This is a genomic window from Rhizobium sp. GW821-FHT14E12, assembly GCF_058803745.1.
Genome location: NZ_JBXAPH010000001.1, coordinates 505,869 through 517,967 on the forward strand (window position 1 = coordinate 505,869; position 12,099 = coordinate 517,967).

Annotated in this window: 14 protein-coding genes; 5 read left to right on the top strand and 9 right to left on the bottom strand. The window is 60.8% G+C overall.

Translation table 11 applies throughout. The features are described 5' to 3' along the window. Positions 1–2 precede the first annotated feature (2 nt). From AC1RO0_RS02495 to AC1RO0_RS02510, 4 genes are all read right to left on the bottom strand, one after another. Entirely contained in the window at positions 3–806 is an 804-nt protein-coding gene (locus AC1RO0_RS02495; protein WP_498591390.1) for an ABC transporter ATP-binding protein, read from the bottom strand. Positions 807–820: 14 nt separating this feature from the next. Then, entirely contained in the window at positions 821–1,657 is an 837-nt protein-coding gene (ssuC, locus tag AC1RO0_RS02500) for an aliphatic sulfonate ABC transporter permease SsuC (protein WP_498591391.1), read from the bottom strand. A gap of 24 nt (positions 1,658–1,681) precedes the next feature. After that, the gene (gene ssuD / locus AC1RO0_RS02505; RefSeq protein ID WP_183693938.1) at positions 1,682–2,857 is read right to left on the bottom strand and encodes an FMNH2-dependent alkanesulfonate monooxygenase; all 1,176 of its coding nucleotides are present in this window, start codon (positions 2,855–2,857) and stop codon (positions 1,682–1,684) included. A 204-nt stretch (positions 2,858–3,061) separates the two neighbouring features. Beyond that, a complete protein-coding gene (locus tag AC1RO0_RS02510) occupies positions 3,062–4,030 on the bottom strand; it encodes an aliphatic sulfonate ABC transporter substrate-binding protein (RefSeq protein WP_183693940.1) in 969 nt (322 codons plus the stop codon). A gap of 271 nt (positions 4,031–4,301) precedes the next feature. Between AC1RO0_RS02510 and AC1RO0_RS02515 the strand changes: the two genes are divergently transcribed. Beyond that, positions 4,302–5,174: an NAD(P)-dependent oxidoreductase gene (locus AC1RO0_RS02515; RefSeq protein WP_498591392.1), complete on the top strand. Its 873-nt coding sequence runs from the start codon at positions 4,302–4,304 to the stop codon at positions 5,172–5,174. A 44-nt stretch (positions 5,175–5,218) separates the two neighbouring features. Here the strand turns inward: AC1RO0_RS02515 and AC1RO0_RS02520 are convergent, their stop codons facing one another. The 3 genes from AC1RO0_RS02520 to AC1RO0_RS02530 form a co-directional block, all read right to left on the bottom strand. Next, positions 5,219–5,707 carry an Lrp/AsnC family transcriptional regulator gene (locus AC1RO0_RS02520; RefSeq protein ID WP_007696539.1) on the bottom strand — a complete coding sequence of 163 codons (489 nt, stop codon included), beginning with the start codon at positions 5,705–5,707 and terminating at the stop codon, positions 5,219–5,221. 66 nt (positions 5,708–5,773) lie between these two features. Continuing rightward, entirely contained in the window at positions 5,774–6,403 is a 630-nt protein-coding gene (locus AC1RO0_RS02525; protein WP_498592363.1) for a uracil-DNA glycosylase family protein, read from the bottom strand. A 2-nt stretch (positions 6,404–6,405) separates the two neighbouring features. Then, a complete protein-coding gene (locus AC1RO0_RS02530) occupies positions 6,406–6,981 on the bottom strand; it encodes a thermonuclease family protein (protein WP_498591393.1) in 576 nt (191 codons plus the stop codon). Positions 6,982–7,103: 122 nt separating this feature from the next. On the opposite strand from AC1RO0_RS02530, the gene AC1RO0_RS02535 reads away from it, so the two are divergent. Continuing rightward, positions 7,104–8,633 carry a sensor histidine kinase gene (locus AC1RO0_RS02535; protein WP_498591394.1) on the top strand — a complete coding sequence of 510 codons (1,530 nt, stop codon included), beginning with the start codon at positions 7,104–7,106 and terminating at the stop codon, positions 8,631–8,633. Between the two features lie 17 nt (positions 8,634–8,650). On the opposite strand, the gene AC1RO0_RS02540 is transcribed toward AC1RO0_RS02535, so the two are convergent. Together AC1RO0_RS02540 and cobT are read right to left on the bottom strand one after the other, a co-directional pair. Then, positions 8,651–9,043 (bottom strand): diacylglycerol kinase, encoded by a 393-nt coding sequence (locus tag AC1RO0_RS02540; RefSeq protein ID WP_498591395.1) that lies wholly within the window; start codon positions 9,041–9,043, stop codon positions 8,651–8,653. A 185-nt stretch (positions 9,044–9,228) separates the two neighbouring features. Then, positions 9,229–10,245, bottom strand: coding sequence for a nicotinate-nucleotide--dimethylbenzimidazole phosphoribosyltransferase (gene cobT / locus AC1RO0_RS02545; protein ID WP_007696556.1), 1,017 nt, complete (start codon positions 10,243–10,245; stop codon positions 9,229–9,231). A 124-nt stretch (positions 10,246–10,369) separates the two neighbouring features. On the opposite strand from cobT, the gene AC1RO0_RS02550 reads away from it, so the two are divergent. Genes AC1RO0_RS02550 through AC1RO0_RS02560 form a run of 3 tightly spaced genes read left to right on the top strand, consistent with a single transcriptional unit; the run spans position 10,370 to position 12,091 of the window. Beyond that, complete coding sequence (locus tag AC1RO0_RS02550) at positions 10,370–11,152, top strand: adenosylcobinamide-GDP ribazoletransferase (protein ID WP_498591396.1); 783 nt, start codon at positions 10,370–10,372, stop codon at positions 11,150–11,152. Between the two features lie 19 nt (positions 11,153–11,171). Next, positions 11,172–11,393, top strand: a complete 222-nt coding sequence (locus tag AC1RO0_RS02555; protein WP_498591397.1) for a DUF1289 domain-containing protein — start codon at positions 11,172–11,174, stop codon at positions 11,391–11,393. Continuing rightward, positions 11,390–12,091: a TIGR02281 family clan AA aspartic protease gene (locus tag AC1RO0_RS02560; protein WP_498591398.1), complete on the top strand. Its 702-nt coding sequence runs from the start codon at positions 11,390–11,392 to the stop codon at positions 12,089–12,091. Before AC1RO0_RS02555 ends, AC1RO0_RS02560 begins: the two co-directional genes overlap by 4 nt. Positions 12,092–12,099: the final 8 nt, after the last annotated feature.

Consider the following 12,099-nt stretch of genomic DNA (forward strand, 5'->3'; position numbering starts at 1 on the left):
AATTAGTTTGGCCTGGCATCACCAAGGATAGCAGCCAGCAATTGGCCTTCGAGTTCGGCCAGCGCCGGATTGCCATGGCGGCGAGGATGCGGATGGGGAACCGCGATATCGAGCACGATCCGTCCCTCATCCAGCACGACGACGCGATCGGCCAGATGCACGGCCTCACTGACATCATGCGTCACAAGCACGGCGGTGAAGCCGAGCTCGCGCCAGACGCGGCTCAGCAGTTCCTGCATGCTGATGCGGGTGAGCGCGTCCAATGCACCAAGCGGCTCGTCCAGCGCCAGGACGCCAGGTTTGCTGACCAGTGCGCGGGCAAGCGCCACACGCTGCCTCTGACCGCCGGAAAGCCGCGACGGCCATTCTCCAGCCTTCTCCGCTAGCTGCACTTCGGAAAGAACCGCTGCAGTTTCGGACCGCACCACCTGTTGCGGCAAGCCCTCGCCAAGCCCAACGGCGACATTGTCGGCAACGGAGAGCCAGGGCAGCAATCGCGGTTCCTGAAAGACGATGCGGGCATTCGGCGCTGCATCATTCGCGTCAGCGGTCTCGAAACGCAGATGGCCCGCCGTCGGCTCATCTAGCCCCATCAGGATGCGCAGCAGCGTGCTCTTGCCGCAGCCGCTCTTGCCAATGATGGCGACGAACTGGCCTGCGGGAATATCGAGATCGATGCCGCGCAGCACGCGATTATTGTCAAAGCTCTTTTCCAGCCCCTTGATGTGGATGGCGGCAGCGCCTGTCTGCAACGAGGCGCTCGCGGAAGAACCCTGATGAGCGCGTTCCAATGCGATAGCGGTCATGGATGCTTCCTCACTCAATTCTGATAGGCCGGGTTCCAGCGCAAGGCCCTGCGCTCCAGCGCGCGGGCAACGACATCGGCGAGCTTGCCGAGTATGGCGTAAATGACCAGCGTCAACACCACGACATCGGTCATGCCGAATTCGCGGGCGTTGTTGGCCATGTAGCCGATACCCGAGGACGCGGCGATCGATTCCGCCACGATCAGCGTCAGCCACATGATGCCGAGCGCGAAACGCAGGCCGACGAGGATCGACGGCAGCGCGCCGGGGAAAATCACTTTCTTGAACAGCGTCCAGTTGCTCATGCCATAGACCCGGCCCATCTCGATCAGGCCGCGATCGACATTTCGAACGCCGTGATAGGTGTTGAGATAGATCGGGAAGAGCACCCCGAGCGCCGTCAGGAACAGTTTTGATTCCTCGCCGATCCCGAACCAGAGGATGACCAGCGGCACCATGGCCAGATGCGGAATGGTACGCAGCATCTGCAGCGTGGTATCGGTCAACTTCTCCGACAGCCGCGACACGCCGTTGGCGATGCCAAGCAGAAAGCCGATCGAGCCGCCGACCAGCAAGCCGGCAAAGGCGCGGCCGGCACTGACAAGGATGTTATGCGGCAATTGCCCGGAGATCGTCGTCTGCCAGAATGCAATCACGACATCCGCCGGCGACGGCATGATGCGAGTGGAGATCCATCCGACCGACGAACCGAGCTGCCAGGCCGCTATGATGACGGCAGGTAGCAGGAAAGGCAAGAACCGCTCCAGGGAGATGGCCGTCCGCGTCGGCTTAGCCGGGCGGACCCGGCTTTGCGCAGCGACGCGAACGAAGGACGTGTCGAATGCCGACATGAGAATCTCCCTGAATTGTTCGCGTTAAGATCCGGAAACGACTTTCAGATTGCCGCCATGGCTACCGCCGGCGAAAATCTGCTTTGCACCGAATTCGTTGCGGAAACCGGCTCGCTGCTCGTCGCGGGAGAGCCCGAGTTCCGGGAACAGTAGCTCCGCGACGCGATAGGCTTCTTCTAGATGCGGATAGCCCGAACCGATCACTGTCTCAATGCCGATATCCTGATATTCGCGGAGCCTTGCGGCAACAGTTTGTGGCGAACCGACAAGCGCCGTGCCGGCACCAGCACGGACGAGACCAACGCCTGCCCAGAGGTTCGGCGAAACTTCAAGCTTGTCGCGGCGACCGCCGTGAAGAGCTGCCATGCGCTTCTGGCCGACGGAGTCGGACTGGTTGACGAACTGTTCCTGCGCCTCGCTGATCGTCTTGTCATCGAGCTTGGAAATCAGCCGGTCGGCTGCGGCCCATGCCTCTTCGTCCGTCTCGCGGACGATGAAATGCAGGCGGATGCCGAAGCTGACTTCGCGGCCCTTCTTGGCGGCGGCGGCACGGACCTTCTCGACCTTCTCGGCCACCTGTGCCGGCGGCTCGCCCCAGGTCAGATACTTGTCGACGCGGCCAACCGAGAAATCGATGCCGGCGTCCGAGGATCCACCGAAATAAAGCGGCGGGCGCGGCGATTGTACCGGCGGCAGGCCAAGCCTTGCGTTGGTTGCCGTGATGTACTTGCCCTCGAATGTCGAAGAGCCCTTCTCCATAAGCTCTTCCCAGACGGTGAAGAACTCGTCGGCATGGGCATAGCGCTCGTCATGCTCGAGATGAATGCCGTCGCCCGCCAGTTCCGCCGGGCTGCCGCCAACCACGATGTTAAGCAGCACGCGACCGTTCGAAACGCGATCGAGCGTCGAGGCAAGGCGGGCGTAATAGGCCGGCGATGCCGTGCCGGGACGGATCGCCACCAGGAATTTCAGCTTTTGTGTGTGCGCCGACAGAGCAGCGGCGGTGATGAAGGACTCCTCGCAGGAGACGCCAGTCGGCAGCAGCACGCCGGAAAAGCCGAGCCTGTCGACAGCTTGAGCGATCTGCGTGAGATAGCCGATTTCCGGCCCGCGGTTGAGATCGGCCGACCCAAGATAGGTGCCGTCGCCGGAGGTCGGAATGAACCACAGGAAGTCGATGGGTTTGGCAGTCGCGGTCATGGTGTTTTCCTGTCTTCTAGGCGCGTATCATCGGGAGCATGTCCCTTGGGGCTTCCAAGGGATAGTGGCATAGACTACCGATTATATCGACAATGCAGATTTTCTATTAGTGGCCGTCTCGCGGAATATTTTTCCACGAGACGGCCCGCACCCGTCATGTTGCGAGCGGGGCTATATCGGTCATGAGGAGTGAGTGTTCGTCGCTCAGCTTGCTTTCGGCCGCCAGACGATATCGGTGATAGCAAGTTTCTTCGGAACGATCCCGAGGTCGTAGAACGAGTCCGCCAATCCCTGCTGGTAGGCGATGGCTGCGTCGGTGATGGTCGAGACGGCGCCAAGATTGAAATCAGGGCGCGTCAGCGCCACCCGCGTAATATTGGCCGGCACGCCGGTGATCTCTGAAAGCGCCGCAACGGTATCGTCAAGATTGGTCTGCGCCGCGGTACCAACCTTGGCGAGTTCACCGAGCACATCCACGATAACCTGGCCATTGTCTTTGGTGAAATCGGCATTTCCCAGGAAATAGCTGTAGGAATCGAGCAGGCCACGCGCCGTTGCCAGGATGCGGGTATCCGGATCGGCCTCGGCGATGGCGAGATAGGGATCCCAGATTGACCAGGCATCGATCGCGCCGGTCTTGAAGGCTGCGGAAGCATCCGGCGGCGCGAGATCGAGCGCCTGGACGTCGTTCACCGTCAGGCCACCCTTGGTAAGCGCCTTTACGGCAACGTTATGGGCGCTGGACCCGCGCTTGAAGGCCAATTTCTTGCCCTTGAGGTCCGCTAGCGTCTGGATTGGCGAATCCTTGCGCACCAGAATGGCCGAGCCCTCCGGGCTTCCAGAATATTGACCCACATAAAGCAGATTTCCGTTAGCGGCCTGCGCGAAAAGCGGAGGCACATCGCCCGTCGCGCCGAAATCGAGCGCGCCGGCACCCAACGCTTCGAGAAGCGGCGGACCGGAGGTGAATTCGGACCATTCAACAGAGATGCCGCGACCGGCGAGAAGCTTTTCCAGCGAACCCTTGCGCTTGGCCAGCGCAAGTACACCGTTCTTCTGCCAGCCTATACGAAGGGTGGTTGCAGCGGCCGCGCGCGCCGACCGTATGGAAGGCAGCGCCAAGGCGGCGGCCGTGGCGGCGAGAAGGCTGAGTGTCTGTCTGCGCGAGATCATGAAAAGTCCTTTCCCCACCGGATCGGAACGCATCCCGTTGCCACCGGCATTGCTATTGATGCCCTAAGGATTGCAAATCCATGGATTATATCGACATCTGATATTGTGAATTTCTACGAATGTATCGAAATTCGATTTCGGCAAACAACCAATATGCGGAATTATCTTCCAAGACCTATGACACCGAGACAAGTTCGCCGACAAATCGGTCTTCCGTCCCCCTCACCTTTCCGCTAAGCCTTCAGTCAAAATTCGTAAGGGAGTTTCGCGAATGGCAAAGGTCGCTTTCATCGGCATGGGCGTCATGGGCTATCCCATGGCAGGGCATCTGAAGACCAAGGGTGGCCACGACGTCACCGTCTACAACCGCACCATCGCCAAGGCGGAAGCCTGGGCCAAGCAATTTGACGGCAAGTTTGCCAGCACCCCCGCCGCTGCGGCCGAAGGCGCCGATTTCGTCTTTACCTGCGTCGGAAACGACGACGACCTGCGCTCGGTGACGATCGGCAAGGACGGCGTGCTCTCGAGCATGAAGGCGGGCGCGATCCTGATCGACAACACGACGGCAAGCGCCGAAGTTGCCCGCGAACTCTATGCCGCGGCCAAGGAAAAAGGTGTTGAATTCATCGATGCCCCCGTCTCAGGCGGCCAGGCCGGCGCGGAGAATGGTGTGCTCACCGTCATGTGCGGTGGCGATGAAGCCGTATTCGACAAGGCAAAGCCCGTTATCGACGCCTATGCCCGCATGGTCGGCCTGATGGGCACGGTCGGCGCCGGCCAGCTCACCAAGATGATCAACCAGATCTGCATCGCTGGCATTGTCCAGGGCCTCGCGGAAGGCATCCATTTCGGCAAGCAGGCTGGCCTCGACATTGAAAAGGTCGTGGATGTCATTTCCAAGGGAGCGGCCGGCTCCTGGCAGATGGAAAACCGCCACAAGACCATGAACGCCGACAAATATGACTTCGGCTTCGCCGTCGACTGGATGCGCAAGGATCTTGGCATCGTATTGGCGGAAGCCCGCCGCAACGAGGCCAAGCTGCCGCTGACGGCCCTCGTCGACCAGTTCTACGGCGACGTTCAGGCCATGGGTGGCAATCGCTGGGACACTTCGTCCCTGCTGGCGCGATTGGACAGGAAGTAATTTAGCCCGCCGTTCTTTACTGAGCGCCATTGCAAATGTGGCGCTTAGTCCTCCTGCGACTTCGCGGTATCCAGCAGCATGTAGTCCAGCGGCAGTTCCGTCGAATACTTGATCCGCTCCATCGCGAATGCCGAGGAAACGTCGCGGATTTCGATCTTGGCGATCATGCGCTTGTAGAAGGCGTCATAGGCGGCAATATCGGGAACGACGACGCGCAGCAGATAGTCGACATCGCCGCTCATGCGATAGAATTCGACCACTTCCGGGAAATCGGCGATCACTTCGGAAAAGCGCTTCAACCATTCGATCGAGTGGCTATTGGTGCGGATCGACACGAAAACGGTAACCTTGGTGTTGACCTTTTCCGGATCGAGCAGCGCGACGCGACGGCGAATGACGCCATCCTCTTCCATCTTCTGAATGCGGCGCCAGCATGGTGTCGTCGACAGCCCGACCTTCTTGGCAAGATCGGCCACGGCAAGAGTGGAATCTTCCTGCAGCAGGCGCAGGATTTTGCGGTCGAGACGATCCATTTCGGCTATCCTTTCGAATTATATTCTCTCTATAGCGTGTTTTTGACGAAAGAAAAGAAACTTGTTTCAAGAAACGAGGATTTTCACACGTTCTTGTAATACTGGCAGCAACTCCGCCTCGAACCAGGGATTGCGCTTCAGCCAGCCGCTATTGCGCCAGCTTGGATGCGGTAGCGGCAGAACGGCCGGCGACCGATTGGTCAGAAGATAGCGCCGCCATTCCGAAACGGTCTCGGTCATCGACGCCATACGCGCGGCACCAAGGTGCCAGGCCTGGGCATATTGCCCGATGGCGAGAACGAGTTCGATCTGAGGCATCGCCTCCAGCGTCCTCTGCCGCCAGAGCGGCGCGCATTCCTTGCGCGGCGGCAAGTCGCTGCCGGCGGCGTCATAGCCGGGAAAACAGAAGCCCATCGGAACGATAGCGAAATGATCGGGATTGTAGAAACTGTCACGGTCGACGCCCAGCCATTGCCGCAGCCTATCACCGGAAGCGTCATTAAACGGCAGGCCGCTCTCGTGAACGCGCAGCCCCGGCGCCTGCCCGGCGATCAAAATACGCGCCGTCGACGACAACACGGCAACCGGCCTCGGCTCATGCGGCAACCGATCCGCCTCCCCGCGCATCGGTGCGTCGCGACAGATACGACAGGCGGCGATCCCATCACGCAGCATCCACAACTCATCGCCCGGCATCGTCATTGACCCCATCCCACCAGCTTTCGCAGATAATCCGCCAGTCCGCCAAGCGGATCGCCACCGGAAGCATGTTCCATCTGCTCCTCGCGCCGATAATCGCGCGGTCGTTCGAAATCGCCGGCCCAAAGTCCGGCCTTCGCCTGTCGCGCTATGGCCTCCTCGGTGGCATAACCGCCATAGGATACGGCCATGCCACTGCGAACCATTGCGGCGTTGATATCGACGTCGCCGGCCCTGCAAATCACCAGCATCCGGCCGTAGCGGTCCTTTTCGCTGCCCCGGCACTCGGGCGAACCAGCCTTCATAAGCCGATCAAGGGCTTTGCGCGCCTCATCGCCGCAAGCCCAATTCATATTATTATTGCGCTGACATTGCTGCCGATACTCCGGCGCATCGATGCCACTCAGCCGGAAACGCTCGCCGCCTTGAGCGAGCGTATCGCCATCGACGACATAAAATCGCCCGGTTTGAACCAGTTCCGGGCGATTGTTCAACTTGAATGCCAGCAAGGCGAGCAGCGCCAGCAGGGCGAACGTCGTTACGCCGTCACGAAACAGGTGCCCAGATCGCGTCACGCTTTTGCCTCCTTCACGAACAAACCCTTGGCAAAGATGGCAAACAAAACATTTCGGGCAGCATCTTCTTAAGATTTGGTCGTTAGTCTGTAGCCTTCAGCGAGTTAAGTTTCAACGCAACCATGAGTAACGGCGTCAGCACATCGACAGATAAAATCATCGTCGACCGATCGCGCAGCCACCGTAACCGGGCTGTGTCGAAGGCCGTGCGGCAGACGCGCGAGCGCCTGCAATCCGGCCATAGCCGGAGTTTCGACCGCGAATTGATGATGACGCATGTCGACACCCTCTTGCAGGGTGCCTCGGTCATGCCGATCTTCGTCATCATCGTTGCGGCACTCGGCGCTTATCTTACCCGTGACGCCCAGATCTTCATCTGGGCCATTCCGACCCTGACGATGCATGCCGTCAACATGCTGCTCGGTCGTCGCGCAAGAAAATACGAGATGACCGCCGGGCGCGCCAAGAAATGGCGCCAGATCCTGCTGATCGGCCAGTTGCTGATCGGTTTCTGCTGGGCTTTCTTCGCGATGCACAGCTGCTCTACCTGCGGCGGCGACAGCTTCCTGCTCTATAAGGGCGCAACGCTGCTGGTGGCGATCTGTATTACCACCATGGCGAATTTCATGTTGCCGCGCGCCGTGCCCTTCGCCTTCGCTCCGGCGATCGTCGCACTTGCCGTCAAGGCAGCATTGACCCGCGATCCACTCGACATCGCGCTTACCGCGGCCGTCACGGTTGCCGTTATCTTCTTCACCTTCATCACCAACCGGATGTTTCAATCCAACCTGAAAATCCTCTCCTTCCAATCGGAAAAGGACGACCTGATAGCGGAACTCGAGGTCGCCAAGTCCATGTCGGATGAAGCGCGCCGGCGTGCCGAAGAGGCCAATCTCGCCAAGTCCCGCTTCCTGGCCTCGATGTCGCATGAACTCAGGACGCCGCTGAACGCCATCCTCGGCTTTTCTGAGGTCATGTCGGCGGAGGTCATGGGGCCGCTCAACAACGCCACCTATCGCGAATACACGACGGATATTCATCGCTCCGGGCAGCACCTGCTTAATCTGATCAACGAGATCCTCGATCTCTCGCGTATCGAAGCCGGCAAATACGAGCTGAACGAAGAGGCGATCTCGCTATTGGATGTCGCGGAGGATTGCATCGGCATGGTGCAGTTGCGCGCTCGCGGCAAGAATATCTCGATCTCGCCCCAGTTCGAGCAGCAGCTACCTTCCGTCTGGGCCGACGAGAAATCCATCCGCCAGGTCATCCTCAATCTCCTGTCCAATGCCGTGAAATTCACGCCACAGGGCGGCGAGATCACCGTCAAGGTCGGCTGGACCTCCGGCGGCGGGCAATATGTGGCGATCAGGGACAACGGCCCCGGCATTCCCGAAGAGGAAATACCGGTGGTTCTGTCCGCCTTCGGTCAGGGTTCGATTGCCATCAAGAGCGCGGAACAGGGAACGGGATTGGGATTGCCGATCGTGCAGGCGATCCTTGCCAAGCATGACGGTCAGTTCATGCTGAAATCCAAGCTGCGCGAAGGCACGGAGGTCATCGCCATCCTGCCGGCCAAGCGCGTGCTGCAAAGCCTGCCGGCCGTCGAGGACGCGCCGTCAGTGGAACGCCGCAAGAAAAGCTTTGCCTGAGGCTCAAGCGGTAACGGCTAGCGGAAAAACAGGTGGTAGCCGATGGTGTACAGCAGATAGAGGCCGGACGCGACGAGCATGCAGAAAACGGCAAAGGATCCCAGATCCTTCGCATGCTTGCCGACATTGGAAATCTCGGGCGATATCCGGTCGATCACTTCTTCAACCGCGGTATTCATCGCCTCGACCGCGAAAACACCGAGAAACAGCACGACTGCAATCATGATTTCGCCAAGCGTGGCGCCGACCGCGATCAACAGGATCAACGCGACCGCCGCGAACAGGAGTTCCTGCCGGAAGGCGGATTCCTGCAGCAAGCGCTGAAAGCCGCCCCAAGAATAACTCGCAGCGGCAAAAAAATGCCGGATACCCGTTTCCTTGGTTACCGCTGATTTCGAAAACTCGACCATCTTCGCCCTGTCCGCGCAGTCCTGACTGCAATTTAGCTGCCCTGCGAATACAGTCTCGCCACCGCCAAGGCAAGCCGACGACTGAGTCGGCCCCAGAATTTGTTACGGCTTTATGACATAAATCGAGAGTCGGACAGAATTTTGGAGGCGAGACGCGCAGTCGTCGCGCCTCGCAATTTTTTCCATCAGTGCTTGTTGGTAACACCAGCGCTCTCGAAGGTAGCCATGCCGGAATGGCAGGCGGCGGCGGCCTTGACGATCCCTGCGGCCAGTGCCGCGCCCGTGCCCTCGCCGAGCCGCATGCCAAGTGCCAGGAGCGGCGTCTTGCCAAGCTTGTCGATTGCCTTCAGATGCCCGGGCTCCGCTGAGACGTGCCCGATCAGGCAGTGGTCAAGCGCGGACGGATTGGCTGCCTTGAGGATCGAGGCAGCGGCGGTCGCGACATAGCCGTCGATGATCACGGGGATACGCTCCATGCGGGCGGCGAGAATGGCGCCGGCCATGGCGGCAATCTCGCGGCCACCGAGGCGACGCAGCACTTCCAGCGGATCGGAGAGATGTTCGCGATGCAGCGCCACGGCCTTCTCGACAGCGGCGATCTTGCGCTTCAGCATCTCGCCTTCCGAGCCGGTTCCGGGGCCGACCCATTCCGCCGCCGTGCCGCCATAGAGCGCGTAGTGAATGGCAGCGGCGATCGTGGTGTTACCGATGCCCATTTCACCGATGCAGAGCAGGTCCGTACCGCCGGCAATCGCCTCCATGCCGAAGGCCATGGTCGCGGCACAGTCGCGCTCGGAAAGCGCCGGCTCTTCGGTAATGTCACCGGTCGGATAATCGAGCGCCAGATCGAACACCTTCAGGCCGAGATCATAGGTGACACAGATCTGGTTGATCGCCGCGCCGCCGGCGGCGAAATTCTCCACCATCTGCTGCGTCACCGACGGCGGAAACGGCGTGATGCCCTGCTTCGTGACGCCGTGATTGCCGGCAAAGATCGCGACGAGCGGGCGGGTGACGGCGGGCGCACGCCCGGTCCAGGCCGCGAGCCAGAAGGCGATTTCCTCGAGGCGGCCGAGGGCACCTGGCGGCTTGGTGAGCTGTGCGTCGCGCTCGCGCGCAGCCACCAGTGCTCGGGGATCCGGGCCAGGAAGGTCGCGCAGCAGCGTGCGGAAATCGTCAAATGGCAGGCCGGTAACGCTCATGAATGCCGTTCCTTGTCTTTTGGTCTCAAATCAGGTTTTTTGCGTGCGACTCTATTAATCTTCGGCACGGGCGCGAACAACTGCAAAAAGCGCCCGATGCTATCGCGGGAATAACGGGACGAGAATGAACATTCGGGAATATACGGGCGATATCGCCCACGCCGTGGCTTTTTTGAGCCGCATTCCCGTGCCCGCGTCCTTCTTCGAGGGCGATGACGGCAAGCTTGACCGCGTCTCGCGCGCCTTTCCCCTCGCCGGCCTGCTGATCGCCCTGCCCGCCGCAATCACCTTCGGTGTTCTATTGGCCTTCGACGCCGACCCGCTGATGGCGGCACTCCTGGCGCTCGCCATCCAGACGATAACGACCGGCGCGCTGCATGAGGACGGCCTCAGCGATACCGCCGATGGGCTCGGTGGCGGCAGGGATCGCGACCGGGCGCTTGCTATCATGAAGGATAGCCGCATCGGCACCTATGGCGCGGTGGCGCTGATCCTCTCCTTCGGGCTGCGTGCTGCCGCCCTTGCTGCGATCGGCCGAGACCTCGCTCCCCTCGACGCAGCGCTAACCATCCCGGCCACCGCCGTCTTGAGCCGCGGCGCCATGGTCTGGCACTGGTATGTTCTGCCGGCAGCCAAGCCGGACGGGATTGCCGCCTCGGCGGGAAAACCGGACTACAGCCCCATGCAGATCGCCCTGATCACCGCGCTGGTGCTGTCGGCGTTTTTGCTCTGGCCGAGCCTCAGGCTTCCGGCCTTCGTCCTCTGCCTTCTCGTCACCGCAGCGGCGGCATTTCTCTTCACCCGGCGCGTGCGGCACCGGCTTTCCGGCCACACCGGAGACACCATCGGCGCTGCGCAGCAGATTTGCGAGATCGCCGCTTTCTGCACCCTTGCCATGTGCGTCTGAAGCATCGATATATGATCTTATGCTAACACCTTGCATTCTTGTCTGTTCCATCGATTTGAACACCGGCTATTGCTTCGGCTGCGGGCGCACGCGCGAGGAAATCGGCGGATGGATGACCTATAGCGACGCGGAACGCCTCGACATCATGCAGGTGCTGCCGGACCGTCTCACGACCGTCGAGCGCAAGCCGCGCCGGGAAACCCGGCGCCAGCGTCTGGCGCGGGAGCGCAGCGTCGTATGAACCGCCTGAACATCGCCCTCGCCATTATCGGCATCGGTCTCGCGCTCCTGCTCTTCAACAACAACAGCGGCATGACCTTCGGCCTGCCCAACGACGATTTCGCCCGTATCGTCTATCTGCTGCCCCTTTCGCTGATGATGGCTGCCGGCATTTGGGCAAGCCGCCAAACCGTCAGCCAGTCGCTGCGCAATCTGCTGGTCTGGTTGGTGATCATCATGGCGCTGGCAACGGCCTATGTTTACCGGCGCGACGCCCAGGAAGTCGGCAGCCGGCTGTTTGCCGGCCTGGTCCCCGGACACGCCGTCGTCGTCACCACCAGCGAAGGCGGCCAGGAGGTTATTCTCCACAAGCTTTCGAACGGTCATTTTCAGGCGCAAGTGATGGTCAACGGCCAGCCGATCGACATGCTCGTCGACACCGGCGCCAGCTCCATCGCGCTCTCGCGGGACGACGCCGAGCGTGTCGGCATCATCCCGGAAAACCTGACCTATTCCATGACCATGATCACCGCGAACGGCCGGGCAAGAGCCGCCCCTGTCGAGCTCGGCTCCGTTGCCATCGGCCCGATCGTGCGCCGCGATGTCAAGGCGACCGTCGCCGAGGAAGGCAAGCTCGACCAAAGCCTGCTCGGCATGAGCTTCCTCGAGACGCTGGGATCGATGCAGATGCAGACCGACGAACTGCGGCTGCGGGATTGAGCGCAATA

Excerpts from the sequence above, each read along its gene's own strand:
- AC1RO0_RS02495 (WP_498591390.1), bottom strand. The coding sequence starts at position 806 with ATGACCGCTATCGCATTGGAACGCGCTCATCAGGGTTCTTCCGCGAGC.
- ssuC (WP_498591391.1), bottom strand. The coding sequence starts at position 1,657 with ATGTCGGCATTCGACACGTCCTTCGTTCGCGTCGCTGCGCAAAGCCGG.
- ssuD (WP_183693938.1), bottom strand. The coding sequence starts at position 2,857 with ATGACCGCGACTGCCAAACCCATCGACTTCCTGTGGTTCATTCCGACC.
- AC1RO0_RS02510 (WP_183693940.1), bottom strand. The coding sequence starts at position 4,030 with ATGATCTCGCGCAGACAGACACTCAGCCTTCTCGCCGCCACGGCCGCC.
- AC1RO0_RS02515 (WP_498591392.1), top strand. The coding sequence starts at position 4,302 with ATGGCAAAGGTCGCTTTCATCGGCATGGGCGTCATGGGCTATCCCATG.
- AC1RO0_RS02520 (WP_007696539.1), bottom strand. The coding sequence starts at position 5,707 with ATGGATCGTCTCGACCGCAAAATCCTGCGCCTGCTGCAGGAAGATTCC.
- AC1RO0_RS02525 (WP_498592363.1), bottom strand. The coding sequence starts at position 6,403 with ATGCCGGGCGATGAGTTGTGGATGCTGCGTGATGGGATCGCCGCCTGT.
- AC1RO0_RS02535 (WP_498591394.1), top strand. The coding sequence starts at position 7,104 with ATGAGTAACGGCGTCAGCACATCGACAGATAAAATCATCGTCGACCGA.
- AC1RO0_RS02540 (WP_498591395.1), bottom strand. The coding sequence starts at position 9,043 with ATGGTCGAGTTTTCGAAATCAGCGGTAACCAAGGAAACGGGTATCCGG.
- cobT (WP_007696556.1), bottom strand. The coding sequence starts at position 10,245 with ATGAGCGTTACCGGCCTGCCATTTGACGATTTCCGCACGCTGCTGCGC.
- AC1RO0_RS02550 (WP_498591396.1), top strand. The coding sequence starts at position 10,370 with ATGAACATTCGGGAATATACGGGCGATATCGCCCACGCCGTGGCTTTT.
- AC1RO0_RS02555 (WP_498591397.1), top strand. The coding sequence starts at position 11,172 with ATGCTAACACCTTGCATTCTTGTCTGTTCCATCGATTTGAACACCGGC.
- AC1RO0_RS02560 (WP_498591398.1), top strand. The coding sequence starts at position 11,390 with ATGAACCGCCTGAACATCGCCCTCGCCATTATCGGCATCGGTCTCGCG.